The sequence below is a fragment of the Pseudomonas sp. PDM02 genome (assembly GCF_014852285.1).
In the GTDB taxonomy this organism is placed as follows: domain Bacteria; phylum Pseudomonadota; class Gammaproteobacteria; order Pseudomonadales; family Pseudomonadaceae; genus Aquipseudomonas; species Aquipseudomonas migulae.
In genome coordinates, this window is the sequence record NZ_JACVBL010000001.1 from 80,434 (window position 1) to 93,320 (window position 12,887).

At 56.5% G+C, this 12,887-nt stretch carries 9 protein-coding genes; 6 read left to right on the top strand and 3 right to left on the bottom strand.

What is annotated here, in order from left to right; all coding sequences use genetic code 11:
* The first annotated feature begins 74 nt into the window (after positions 1-74).
* The 3 genes from IB245_RS00330 (at position 75) to IB245_RS28995 (ending at position 4,527) form a co-directional block, all read left to right on the top strand.
* On the top strand, positions 75-2,036 hold the full coding sequence (locus IB245_RS00330; protein ID WP_192225988.1) for a hypothetical protein: 1,962 nt from the start codon (positions 75-77) through the stop codon (positions 2,034-2,036).
* Positions 2,037-2,247: 211 nt separating this feature from the next.
* Positions 2,248-3,060, top strand: coding sequence for a hypothetical protein (locus IB245_RS28990; RefSeq protein ID WP_225609760.1), 813 nt, complete (start codon positions 2,248-2,250; stop codon positions 3,058-3,060).
* Positions 3,061-4,527, top strand: coding sequence for an autotransporter outer membrane beta-barrel domain-containing protein (locus IB245_RS28995; protein ID WP_318652952.1), 1,467 nt, complete (start codon positions 3,061-3,063; stop codon positions 4,525-4,527).
* A 63-nt stretch (positions 4,528-4,590) separates the two neighbouring features.
* On the opposite strand, the gene IB245_RS00340 is transcribed toward IB245_RS28995, so the two are convergent.
* The 3 genes from IB245_RS00340 to IB245_RS00350 form a co-directional block, all read right to left on the bottom strand.
* Positions 4,591-6,099 (bottom strand): hypothetical protein, encoded by a 1,509-nt coding sequence (locus IB245_RS00340; protein WP_192225990.1) that lies wholly within the window; start codon positions 6,097-6,099, stop codon positions 4,591-4,593.
* A 149-nt stretch (positions 6,100-6,248) separates the two neighbouring features.
* On the bottom strand, positions 6,249-6,635 hold the full coding sequence (locus tag IB245_RS00345; protein ID WP_008040608.1) for a YbaN family protein: 387 nt from the start codon (positions 6,633-6,635) through the stop codon (positions 6,249-6,251).
* Between the two features lie 10 nt (positions 6,636-6,645).
* Entirely contained in the window at positions 6,646-7,233 is a 588-nt protein-coding gene (locus IB245_RS00350; protein WP_008040607.1) for a YecA family protein, read from the bottom strand.
* A 1,145-nt stretch (positions 7,234-8,378) separates the two neighbouring features.
* Here IB245_RS00350 and recQ point away from each other — a divergent pair.
* From recQ to IB245_RS00365, 3 genes are all read left to right on the top strand, one after another.
* Positions 8,379-10,505: a DNA helicase RecQ gene (recQ, locus tag IB245_RS00355; RefSeq protein WP_008043638.1), complete on the top strand. Its 2,127-nt coding sequence runs from the start codon at positions 8,379-8,381 to the stop codon at positions 10,503-10,505.
* A 130-nt stretch (positions 10,506-10,635) separates the two neighbouring features.
* Entirely contained in the window at positions 10,636-11,070 is a 435-nt protein-coding gene (locus tag IB245_RS00360) for a MarR family transcriptional regulator (RefSeq protein WP_008030423.1), read from the top strand.
* 128 nt (positions 11,071-11,198) lie between these two features.
* Positions 11,199-12,887: a FimV/HubP family polar landmark protein gene (locus IB245_RS00365; RefSeq protein WP_192225992.1), complete on the top strand. Its 1,689-nt coding sequence runs from the start codon at positions 11,199-11,201 to the stop codon at positions 12,885-12,887.

Sequence of the window (12,887 nt, forward strand, 5' to 3'; positions counted from 1 at the left end):
TGCAGTCGTTGGTCAGGCGCTGGGTTGTTATACCTAAGGGCAGGTAAAGCCCAGGCACTGAAAGGAACGATAATATGTCGAACTACATCAAGCTGACTCGACTGACGAAGGAACAGGAAAACGCACTGGCTTACCGAAAGCTGCGATTTTCAGCAAACCCAGTACCGGCTGCTCCGCCAAGACTACACTCGGATAACGCCTTCATGAACCATGAAGTCGATGATGATGTGAATCAGCTTCATTTCCAGTTTCAGGGTTTGCCACTTAAGGTCCAGATAGACCAGTTTGAACAGTCGCAGCAAACTAATCCTCCCATCGACGGGATCATTCGGCTTATGTGGAACGGGACTGTGCTGAATGAGCCAAGTCAGCGTTATAGAACCCCCGTTAATCCTGCTGATTTCCCTTTTAATTTGACGTTGCCTGCCGGATTGACAGATAAAGCCGGTAAGCACGAGTTAAAGTACCGTATTAATCATGGGGGGAATACCGGAGCTGTAGTCACTCCATTGACTGTCAATGTCGACAGGGAAGCACCTCCGCCCATTAAGCCGACTGCCCCGGTTACTGAAATTACCAAGGAATACCTAGATCTTCACGGATATATAGAAGTGACAGCGCCGCTGACTCAAGCCAACAAAATTGGTGATGTCATCCGCTGTTGGTTTGGTTCACGCATAAACGATACCGTATTGGTCGGTTCAGAGACTCTCAAAAGCCCGATTACTGCGCCGGTGTTCCGTTTAACCAAAGAGATGGTAGGCACGGAGGAAATCCCTAAAGCGCTTTGGACTGATCATACTGACCGTAAAGGCAATCGATCGACGCAATCGGATCGTCTGCATCTTGACTTGGTTCTGACTGATCCTCCGGTGTTGGTACCAGCCTTTGTTCCACTGTTCGATGACGACGGGGTCATCAGCTTGATTGACGCGCAGACCGTTACCGGCGTGGGAGTTGGCATCAAAGAACAGTATGTGGGTTATGTGTCCGGTCGTGACTATATGCAAATTACCTGGGATGGCAAGGTACAACAGGAAAAGTTGATCACTGGTTTTCCAGTTTTTACTGACGTGCATTTTAGAGACGTCTATAACGGTGTTGCCTTTAAGGATGACGTCCCGGTAGGGCTGCGGGTTCGGCGTGGTAACAAGCTCTACCCTGATGCAGGCCCTCTCGTTACACTTGTCAACAAAGATTTGAGAAGGCCCGGCACCATAAACCCTGAAGAACCAGGGCCACCGGACGAAAGTTTGCCTAAGGTGACGGCGAAAGGCACCGTTACACCTGAGGACAATGTGATACGTAAAGTTGACTCGTCGGGGCCAGTGACAGTCACTGTACTTTTGTACGCTGGGTCTAAAGCAGGCGAAGAAGTGCAGCTTTACTGGAACGGCGTAGAAGTTCCGGTATCTGCCGCGCCGAATGAAGGCGGGCGTTACACCGTTCTTGGTACCGAAGCCACCGGTTTTGAAATTACTTTCACGGTCCCATGGGCGTTAGTTAATGAATCAGGCAATGATATCGATACGCTGGTTCACTACATCGCCTTTGATGCTGTTGCGGATGGCTATGCTGTTTCTCTGCCGACAGAAGTTGATGTTCAAATTCATGATGTTGATGTGTCTGATCCGGTATTCCAGCATCTTGATGAGGACTTTGGTTATCTTAACTGTAATTCCGTTCGCAGAGTTTCGGGCGGTGGATTGGCAATTATTGTCTTTATTCCACCGGATGCTCAACTGGCGGATCAAGATATCGAGCTTGTTTATCAGGCGTATTCAGATGCCGCTGGTATTACTCCAATCGTTGGTGTAACCGACAAGGTTAATTACAAAATCAGTGAGCGGGAGTCCATCGATGGCGCCTATATCAATTTCCCATTCGCTGTCTTCGATCAGACTGGCAGTGCCTACGGTGCAGTTGAATATACTGTGACGCTAGGGGGGGTTCCAACAAAATCCGATAGGCATTTGGTTCAGGTGCATATGAGGGAGGGTGAAGGCGGGTCATGTGTTGTCCCTCCGTTGGAGTAACTGAAGTGGAGGCGCTTTATGCGCCTCCTTTTTTTACGGCGTGTTTTTAGTTTTATTTTATTGAGCTCTCTGGTTTGACGCGGGGTGATTTCCTCATGCTCAGAGAGATTAATCCTACATTTTTCTGTAAGACGAGCCGGTATCGTGCGCACCTCTCGACGTCACCCGCAATTCGATGAGGTTGACGAACTGACGAACAGGACGCACGAACATGACTTTTAAAAATATCAGGCCGCGTACAGCCGCAGGCACAGGCTCATTCAAGAAACTGGCAATGCTGCCAGCATTTTTTTTCGTAAACTCGTCGCTATTTGCTGCTGATATTATCGATAACGGCAACATTAAGGATATCGATACGGGAACCCCCGTTACTGATTATCTGGTGCGCAACAACAGCACTTTGAATGTGGCAGGTAGTACCACCAAGAGTATCTTTGTCGAAACCGGATCTACGCTAAACATCGACGGCGGGACCATTAATGCCGACACTGGCATTGAAGGTATATCGATTACCAACAGCAGTGCGACCATCAAGTCCACCAAGGTTTTCAGCGATACAGACGGCCTGGTGGTCAATCGGGTCAACAACTCGCTACAAGGTTCGGTTGTTTCTGCCACAAACAGTGAGTTCCATGGCGGTGAACTCGGCGCCAGGGTGACAGGCTTCAGCACTCTTACCCTGTTCAATACGAGCTTGACGGGAACCGACGTCGGCAGTGTTGGCTTGAACGTGCGCGGCGGTGAAGTGCTCGCATCGGCCGGTTCTCGTATTAGCGGTGACAGGGCTGGCGTGATAATGGACAGGGACCCTGCCGGCGTCGGCGCTAACACATTGGTGCTGGATAACTCGACAGCTGAAGGGCGCAATGGAGCGGCCATTGTTGTGGAGCAGGGCATCAACGCCACCATCGAGGTGTTGAACAACTCCACGCTGATTGGCGGAAACGGCAATGTACTCGAAGTAGAAGGCGCCTCGACGGCGAACATGCGGGTTGCGAACAGCACCTTGCAAGACAATGTGTAAGTGACTGGCAATAGCACCGTCAATCTCACCTTCAATAGCGCTTCGATGGTAGGCGATATCCTGCGCGAGAACGGCTCGACGGCCAATGTCACCTTGAACAATCGCTCATCGTTCACCGGACGCCTGAACAACAGCAACCTCAGCCTTAACAGCGGTTCGAGCCTGACCATGGTTGGCGATGACCGCATCGGCACCCTGACGTTGAGCGACAGCACGGTTAATTTCGGTGCGCTTGGCGTGCCACGTGCGAATCGTCAACTTGAGGTGGGTACGCTCAATGGCAGCGGCATCATTGCCATGCAGGGCAACTTCCAGACCGGTGAAAGTGACTTGCTGAAAGCCGGTGCGGCCACTGGCAGCTATGAATTGGCCGTCAACGCTTCGGGCAAGGACGCGACGTCTCCTCGACAATTGACGCTGGTGCAGATCGGCAATAACCAGGCAGATTTCGCGCTGTTGGGTGGCCGGGTCGATGTGGGGACATGGCAATACGATTTAGCTGAAAGAACCAATGCCTCCGGCGAAGCGGAGTATTACCTGAACCCTACCACCCGGCTCAGTTCCGGTGCTCAATCGGTAGCGGCATTGTTTCAGACAGCCCTTACCGTGTCCTATGGCGAGTTGAAGTCGCTGGAAAACCGCATGGGCGAGTTGCAGGCGGATGACAAACGCCATGGCCTGTGGGTACGAGCTTATGGCAACAAGTGGAACGTTGACGACGGTTCGATGGGTGTGGGTTATCGTCAAGAGCAACAGGGTTTCACTCTGGGCGCCGATACCCGACTGGGCGACAGTCCCTGGACTGTCGGTATGCTGGCAGGTTACAGCCAGTCCGATCTGAATCTCAGCGGCGGCACTTCGGCCACGGTTGACAGCTACTACTTCGGTCCCTATTTCGGCTGGCTGAATCAGGACAATGGCTACTTCGTTGATGGCGCCCTGAAGTTCAACCATTTCCGTAACGAGTCCAAAGTCGGTATGAGCGATGGCAAACGTGCCGAAGGCGATTACAACAACTCGGCTGTGAGTGCGATGGTAGAAGGGGGGCGCCAAATTGATCTGGGGGATGGCTGGTTTGCCAAACCTTCTGTTCAGGTCTCCGCTGCAATCATCCAGGGAGAAAACTATTACTTGGACAATGGCATGAACGCTGAAGGTGACGACACGCATTCGTTGCGCACAAAGCTCGGCGTCATGGCGGGTCGAAGCATCAACCTGGGCGACACTCAGTTGCGTCCATACGGGCGAGTGGCGGTGGTCCATGAATTTGCATCGAACGATAACAACGTGCGGGTCAATGGAAACTCGATCAATACCAACCTTGCGGGTTCCGGTATTGAAGCCGGTATCGGGTTGACCGCTTCGTTTTCCGAGAAGTTGCGTTTTGATGTCGGCGTCGATTATGCCAAGGGTAAAAACATCGAACAGCCAATGGCCTTCACCGTTGGTGTGGACTATCGGTTTTAAAATGTGAGGGACAAAAAAACCGCTAATTAGCGGTTTTTTTTGCACTGCCGGCAACGGACTTTGCTAGCTGTCGGTAGAGCCGTTCGCCGAAACGCGCATGAACCTTACTTTATTCGATTCGGCGTTATGATCGTCGGAAGCAACGCCACTGACCACATAGGTTCTGCCTACTTCTAAACCGGTGAGAAGTGTCGCCCAATTTCCATCCTCGTTGGCCAACTCTGCTTTCGGGTCGACGGTCCCGTTGACCTTGAGGTTGACCGACGATAGCGGTTCGGTTTTGCCGCCGACTCTTACATAACTGGAGGTGGTGTGACCGTTATCGACGATTTCATCTTTGGCATCATGCACTTGGGTTTCGCGTGGTGCGATGGATTTTCTGACCTCAAACGAGTACGGGCCAGACTCACCGCCATCGGGGTATTTTGCCTTGGCAACAAGGCGATAATTATCGAGTGGCAGCGGGCCGATGGGGACTTCGTAGCCGTCAGCTCCGATTTGCCCCTCACCTAAAGAGTCGTCGCCGTTGAAGATCTCGACGTACTCGCCTGCTTCGCCTTCGCCTCTGACAATCAGGTTGCTCTCATAGGTGAAACCGCCGTCATCGACGGTTTTTCCATGGGGGTCAGTCACGGTGTCCAGCGTTACAAGATCCGCTCCTTTAACGGTAAAGGTTCTGGGCGTAGGGGTTACCTCCCCGTCACCGTATAGTTTTTGGACTTTCAGTTCGTAGTCGCCAGGGTCCAGTTTGATTTTGATTTCCCACTCTCCGTTACCCTTGGCGGTCGCCGGCGGAAATCCTTCTGGGTCGTCGTGGTCGAGGAGTTGAACATTCTTGCCTGGCCTGCACTTGCCCACGACGGTGAGGTTTTGGTCGGAGGTAGTGTCACCTTCGTTGACAGGATTGCCGTCCGAGTCACCGACAGCATCGAGAGACAAGCCGATGTCAGCTGCAACGGCGAAGCTTCGTGGTTCGGATGTTTTACCTTCGCCGTAGAGTGCCTTGACGGTGATGGTGTAGGAGGTGCCTACCAGCAGATTCTTGAGTTCAAGTGTGTAATCGCCACCTGGACTAACCGGCGCCTCTTCAAGTGGTGTGCTGCCATTGAACGCCTGAACTCTCTGATTCGGGAGGGCTTTACCTGTGACGTTCACCAATCGGTAGTAGGTCGTTGCGCCTTCATCAATCGTTCCCTCCTCATCTTTCAGGGACTCGATGATGGGGGCGTCGGCGACCACGGTGAAGTTTCGAGGGGGGGTAGAAACGGGCTTACTGCCGTAATCACCCAAGGCCGTCAGGCTGTAGCGTTTGACTTCCCTGACTTCGAACAACTCGGTCTTCCAAATGCCGTCCACGTCGCTTTGGGCGGGTGCCAATACACTGAAGCCGTCCCGTACCAGAATCGGCTTGTTCGGCTCAGCGGTTCCACCGACCTTGAAGAAGGTGTCGGAGGTCTCGCGGTTTTGACCTACAAGGACCCCTTCGGAGTCCCAGACGGCTGTGATACTCAATGTCAAATCTGTTTCCTCGGGCGCAGTGCCCGACGGGACGTTCGGTTGTCTGGCTGTCATGGTGATGGACTCCGGTCCTGGTGTGAGTGCCGGATTGATTTAATGCGTGAAGCATCAGCATTGACTACTGTCAGAAATAACAGTTGTGGGAGGGTTTCCGATAAGCGGTTGGAGTGACGGCCAGCATCACATCGCAATGGCCTGGATTTTCAGAGTGTTTTTTGCCGAAGAATATATACCGTCACCAGCACCGCACTGGTCAGCATGAACCCGCGTGCCCACGGCAGGGGCACCAGGTAGCAGGACAACAGAATACTCGCCCACATCAGGCCGATGGCGTAGACCTTGCCCTTGAGCGGAATGCCGTTGCCGTCGAGGTAGTCGCGAATCCACGGACCCAGCCGTGGATGCTCCACCAGCCAGTTGTAAAAACGCGGCGAACTGCGGGCGAAGCAGGCGGCCGCCAGCAGCAGGAAAGGCGTGGTGGGCAATACCGGAAGGAAAATCCCGATCACCCCCAGCGCTACGCTCAGCCAGCCGATGGCCAGCAGCCCGTAACGCAACATCAGGGAGCGGTTGCCTATGGGGTTGTCCATAGGCAAAACCTTAGTGGTGACGTGGCTTGAGGATCGCCGGTTTTTCGTCTGGCGCGTTGCACAGCAGGTACAGCGCGGTCAGTGCTTCCGGGATCTGCACGATCATATCGTCCATCAGGTTGGCGTCGGCTGCGATGTCGGAGAACTCGGGCTGCTCGTCGAACAGACCCGAACCGACCATGATCGGCAGCAGCATTTCGCTGACTTCGTCTTCGGCGGTTTCGAACCAGGCCGCTTCGCGCAGGAACACGCCTTCCATGAAACCGATGCACCAGCCGCGCAGATCGGAATCGTCCGGATCTTCGCCAAGGTCCAGTTCGCACGGCAGCTCGAACTCTTCATCGGACGCCAGTTGGCGGGCGATGTGAGCCTTGAGGGCCAGCAGGGTGGATTCGATGGCTTCACGCTCGGTGTCGTCGGCGTAATGCGGCTCTTCGGCGAAGAGGGCGTCGATCCATTCACGGTCGGGAACGCTTTCGGAACAGATCGACAGCGCGGTGAGGTAGCCGTGGGCGGCCACGTAGTCCAGCGCCTCGTCATGCAGTTCATCGGCGTCGAGGAAGACTTGCAGGCGGGTTAGTTGCTCAGCGAAGGACATTAAAGGGCTACCTTGGGAATTAACAGATGCGGGAATTCTAGGCCTTCTTGAGCACTCAGGCCAGCCGCGCGGCATATTTGCGCTCAGTGACCTCACGGAACACCGCAATCCTTGTGGGAGCGAGCCTGCTCGCGAATGCTGTGTGTCTGTCGGCGAGGATTTTGATGGTGTACATATCCGTTTCTGTGGTGATGGCTGCTATCGGTTTCGCCCTTACGGCGAGTCACTTGGAAGAGCCCCAAGTAACCAAGGGCTCTTGCCCCTTTCGTTCGGTGCCTCGCTAAGGCTCGGCATGCCCTCGCTCCGGTCCTGCTCCGTGGGCCCGCCGCCATCGGCCATCCCTGGCCGGGGGCGGCTAACCCGGCATCCATGCCGGGTTGCCCACTGCGCAGAACCTCCACTCGGCCTCTCGAGGGGGCGCTCAGATCAAAAGCGGAAGGCGAGCTAACGCTCGGCCTGATGAGTGGTGGAAATCAAAAGCACACGCGATTCCCTGTAGGAGCGAGGCTTGCCCGCGAAAAACGACCGGACAACGCGCTCATTCAGACAGCCCGCGTTATCGTTGACGTCCATCGCCAGCAAGCCGGCTCCTACAGGGAGGCGGTGTACAGATTCGGAATGAGTGAGCGCAGCCAAGAAGGACAACGCGGCCCACCAAAGAGCCAGGTCGGCTTTCAGGCCGCCTCGGCGGCTGTGGCGGTAGTCGCCCCCTCGAGAGGCCGAGTGGAGGTTCTGCGCAGTGGGCAACCCGGCATGGATGCCGGGTTAGCCGCCCCCGGCCAGGGATGGCCGATGGCGGCGGGCCCACGGAGCAGGACCGGAGCGAGGGCATGGCGAGCATTAGCGAGCCACCGAACGAAAGGGGCAAGAGCGCTTGGTTACTTGGCGCTTTTCCAAGTAACTCGCCGTAAGGGCGAAACCAATAGCAGCCGTTACCGCAGAAACGGATATGTACACAACATCCTCTTCTAAGCGGCGCCCTTTGCAAGGAAGCCCTCGGGTATACTCCCGCGCTTTGTGATGCCCTGCTGGCGTCGCGGCTGAAATGTGAAGCGTCATGCAATGCGCACTTACGATTTGTCAGTGCAGCCCGCGTGGTTCTGAACCAGCCTTGCAGGGATGTTTCGGTGATTTTTGGAGTTTTTATGCTCGAACAGGCTCAACGCGTCCTCAAGGACATCTTCGGCTACGACAGTTTCCGTGGCCGTCAGGGTGCAATCATTGAGCGCGTGGCCAGTGGCGGCGACGCCCTGGTGCTGATGCCTACCGGTGGCGGTAAATCCCTGTGCTTCCAGGTGCCGGCGCTGCTGCGCGAAGGACTGGCGGTGGTGGTGTCGCCGCTGATCGCGTTGATGGACGACCAGGTCGCGACCCTCGAAGAATTGGGCGTCGCTGCCGCTGCGTTGAACTCCACGCTGAGCGCCGAGCAGCAGCGCGATCTCGCTGCGCGGATCAAGCGCGGTGAAGTGAAGATGCTCTACCTCGCGCCGGAACGTCTGGTCCAGCCACGCATGCTGGCCTTCCTGCAAAGCCTTGAAATTGCCCTGTTCGCCATCGACGAAGCCCACTGCGTGTCCCAATGGGGCCACGACTTCCGCCGTGAGTATCTGCAACTGGGCCAGTTGGCGGAACTGTTTCCCAATGTTCCACGCATCGCCCTGACCGCGACGGCGGACAAGCGTACTCGCGAAGAAATCGTCGATCGTTTGCACCTGCAGGATGCCGAGCGCTTCCTTTCCAGTTTCGACCGCCCGAACATTTTTTACCGCATCGTGCCCAAGGAGCAGCCGCGCAAACAGTTGTTGGCGTTCCTCGCGGAGCGGCGCAGCGATGCTGGCATTGTCTATTGCCTGTCACGCAAGAAAGTCGACGAAGTGGCGGTGTTCCTCAGTGAACAGGGTTTCCCGGCGCTGCCGTACCACGCCGGCCTGCCTAACGAAACACGAGCGCTGCACCAGAAGCGCTTCCTCAACGAGGAAGGCCTGATCATGGTTGCCACCGTGGCGTTCGGCATGGGCATCGACAAACCCAACGTACGTTTTGTTGCTCACCTCGATTTGCCGAAATCCCTTGAGGCTTACTACCAGGAAACCGGTCGCGGCGGCCGTGACGGTCTGCCGGCGGATGCCTGGATGGCTTACGGCCTGCAAGACGTGGTGATGCTCAAGCAGATGTTGCAGAACTCCGAAGGTGACGAGCGCCACAAGCGTCTGGAGCATCACAAGCTTGATGCCATGCTCTCGCTCTGCGAAGAAACCCGCTGCCGTCGTCAAACCTTGCTGGCCTACTTCGACGAAGACATGCCCGAGCCCTGCGGTCACTGCGACAACTGCGTTGACGGCGTGCAGACCTGGGACGCTACCGAACCGGCCCGCCAGGCGCTCTCGGCGATTTATCGCACCGGCCAGCGTTACGGCGTTGGGCATCTGGTGGATGTGTTGCTGGGCAAGGACAACGAAAAGGTCCGCAGCTTTGGCCATCAGCACCTGTCGGTTTACGGTGTCGGCAAGGCGATGGGCGAGAGTGAGTGGCGCTCCCTGTTTCGCCAATTGGTGGCTCGCGGTCTGGCCGACATCGATCTCGAAGGCTATGGCGGCCTGCGCCTGAGTGACACCTGCCGACCGCTGCTCAAGGGTGAAGTGACCCTGGAACTGCGTCGCGACCTCAAGCCGCAAACCACGGCGAAAAGCAGCAAGAGCCAGGCGAGCCAACTGGTTCGCGGCGAAGAGCGCGAACAGTGGGAAGCCTTGCGCGCCTTGCGCCGCAAGCTCGCCGAGGAGCATGGGGTGCCGCCGTACGTCATCTTCCCCGACTCGACCTTGCTGGAAATGCTCCGCAGCCAGCCGACCTCGCTGTCGGAAATGGCCACGGTCAGCGGTGTCGGTGCGCGCAAACTGGAGCGTTACGGCGAGGCCTTCCTCGAAGTCCTCGGCGGTCAGGTCGAGGCACCAAAAGTGGTGGCCGACGTGCGCCACGAATTGATAACGCTCGCGCGGGCCGGCATGACGCCGCTGCAAATCGCCGGTCAGCTGCAATGTTCGGAAAAGAATGTCTACACCATGCTCGCCGAGGCCATTGGCAAGCAGCAGTTGTCGCTGGAACAGGCGCTTGATCTGCCCGAAGACTTGATGGGGGAAGTGCAGGACGCGTTCCTCGACGGCGAGGGTGAGTTGCCGCCGGTGGCGGAGATTGCTGCGCTGTTCGCCGGTCGTGTGCCGGAAGGTGTTTTGTACTGCGTACGTGCCGCACTGCAATCGGAATTCGAGATCTGACGCTCAAATCCTGAAACGGTTGTATTGATGTAACGATTCAGTACAGAGCAAACCTTGCCTCAAGCCAAGGGTCATGCTTAGCTGACTAATAATTAGTTTTTCTCTATTTCAGTCTAACCATGAGTGTTTTATGCCGTTAACCGATCAACACCGCTTTGGCATGCAACTGGCCCAGATGTCCCGCGGCTGGCGTGCCGAACTGGACCGCCGTCTGGCCGGCCTGGGTTTGTCTCAGGCGCGCTGGCTGGTGCTGCTGCACCTCGCGCGTTTTGACGACGCCCCGACCCAACGTGAATTGGCGCAAAGCGTCGGCGTCGAAGGGCCTACCCTGGCACGACTGCTCGACAGCCTGGAAAGCCAGGGCCTGGTTCAGCGCCAGGCAGTGCTCGAAGATCGCCGGGCAAAAAAAATCGTCCTCTGTGCACCGGCCCTTCCCCTGATCGAACAAATTGAAACCATTGCCACTCAACTGCGCCACGAGCTGTTCGACGGCGTCGATGAGGCGGATTTGAAGGTCTGTATGCGAGTCCACGGGCACATACTGGCCAACCTGGAAAAATCTTGAGGCATAAGCAAGCGCCGGCTTTTTGAGATACCCCGTTGGGCAGACTATAAAGAACTACCAGGCAATATCGTGTTCGTAACGGATGTGCGAACACGCACTGGTTGGTTCTGGTTATCTAAGGGATGCTCATGCTTGAGAGTTGGCACGTTGTATTGCGGTGTTGCGCCAGGCTGCTGCTGGCCGGTGGGTTTGTCAGCTACTCGGCATTGGCGCCTGCACTGGGCCTGGGTGAAATCACCCTGCATTCGGCGCTCAATCAACCGTTGCGTGCCGACATCGCCCTGGTGGATGCCGCCGGTCTGGAGGAGGGCGAGTTGTCGGTCAGCCTGGCGACGGCAGACGAGTTCAGCCGTGCCGGTGTCGAACGGCTTTTCTTTCTCAATGACCTGAAGTTCACACCGATCCTGCGGGGCAATCGCAGCCTGATCCGGGTGAGCTCCAACAAAGCGGTCAACGAACCCTTCCTGAATTTTCTTGTGCAACTGAACCAGCCGAACGGCCGTGTGCTGCGCGAGTACACCGTGCTGATCGATCCTCCGGGAACGCCGGGCATTACTCCGGTCACTGACGAACCCGCCGCCAGTTCACCGAACTCTCCATTCCCGAGCGTTACACCTGCCGTTGCGCCTCCACCCGTAGCGAAGAAAACCGCCCAGGCGAAGGTTGAGCCACCGGCCGCTGTACCGGTGATTGATCCTGTCGCAGAACAGCTGGCTGCCAGCGTGCAGCAAAATCAGCAACTGCAAAAAAACGTCGATGAGTTGAATGCGAAGCTGCAGGCTCAAGACGAACAGATCGCCGGCCAAAAAAAACAGATCACCGAATTGCAAACCCGCCTGGCGGAGGTCCAGCAAGCACCGCCGGTCACGCCGCAAGCAGTGGTGCCGGCCCCGGTCGTGGCACAAGAGCCCGAGGCGTTCAACTGGCCGCTGATTATCGGGTTGCTGGCGTTGCTGTTGCTGTTGATGGGGCTGATTGTTCGTCGGCAACGACAGCAGATTCAGGCATTGCCCGAAGATCTCCCGGTTTTACCGTCGCGGCATGAACCGGTGCTTGATCGAACCGTAGCGCCAACTGTGAGGGCCGTCCCTGTCCATCACGAAGAGACGCCGTCTGGCGATGTGCTGGAGGGTGTGGGCATTTACCTGACGTATGGGCGTTTTTCCGAAGCGGCGGCATTGTTGCGAGAAGCCCTGGTCAAGGAACCACAGCGCACGGATCTGGCGGTGCAACTGTTGGAAGTCCTCGGTAAACAAGGGGATGTGCCAGCCTATGATGTGCAGGAGAGCAGCTTGCGAGACACCGGGTTCGATTCCCGGCAACTTCAGGAAATCCGTGCCCGCTACCCGAAGGTGAACAGCGCGGTGCCCGAGGCGGTGACCAGCGTTATCACGACACCGGTAAAATCCGAAGCAGCGCCGGGCGATGAGTTCCAGTTGAACCTGGAGGACCTGTCGATGGATTCGAGTTGGGACCTGGTCAGTCCATTCGAAAACCCTAAACCCTCGGACGAATCGCCCAAACCCGAAGAACCGACCCTGGGCGAGCCCGAGCTGGAATGGATCGCCGAACCGGACTCACAGTCTCTGGACGACGATTTTCTCAACGAATTCGCCGATGCAAGTCAGTCGCTTGAGCTTGTACCGCTGGGACCGAAACCGGTGGAACCGACCAACGCAGGCAAACTGGAACAGGCTCAGACCTGCATCGATGACGGCGATCTGGACAGCGCCATCGAACTGCTGAACGAGTTGCTCAAGGACGGTGATGAGCCACTCAAACAGACTGCACGGACGTTGTTGGCCGGTATCCGCTGA

Bases quoted from the DNA above. Each gene is read 5' to 3' on its own strand.
- IB245_RS00330 (WP_192225988.1), top strand. From the start codon at position 75: ATGTCGAACTACATCAAGCTGACTCGACTGACGAAGGAACAGGAAAAC.
- IB245_RS28990 (WP_225609760.1), top strand. From the start codon at position 2,248: ATGACTTTTAAAAATATCAGGCCGCGTACAGCCGCAGGCACAGGCTCA.
- IB245_RS00340 (WP_192225990.1), bottom strand. From the start codon at position 6,099: ATGACAGCCAGACAACCGAACGTCCCGTCGGGCACTGCGCCCGAGGAA.
- IB245_RS00345 (WP_008040608.1), bottom strand. From the start codon at position 6,635: ATGGACAACCCCATAGGCAACCGCTCCCTGATGTTGCGTTACGGGCTG.
- IB245_RS00350 (WP_008040607.1), bottom strand. From the start codon at position 7,233: ATGTCCTTCGCTGAGCAACTAACCCGCCTGCAAGTCTTCCTCGACGCC.
- recQ (WP_008043638.1), top strand. From the start codon at position 8,379: ATGCTCGAACAGGCTCAACGCGTCCTCAAGGACATCTTCGGCTACGAC.
- IB245_RS00360 (WP_008030423.1), top strand. From the start codon at position 10,636: ATGCCGTTAACCGATCAACACCGCTTTGGCATGCAACTGGCCCAGATG.
- IB245_RS00365 (WP_192225992.1), top strand. From the start codon at position 11,199: ATGCTTGAGAGTTGGCACGTTGTATTGCGGTGTTGCGCCAGGCTGCTG.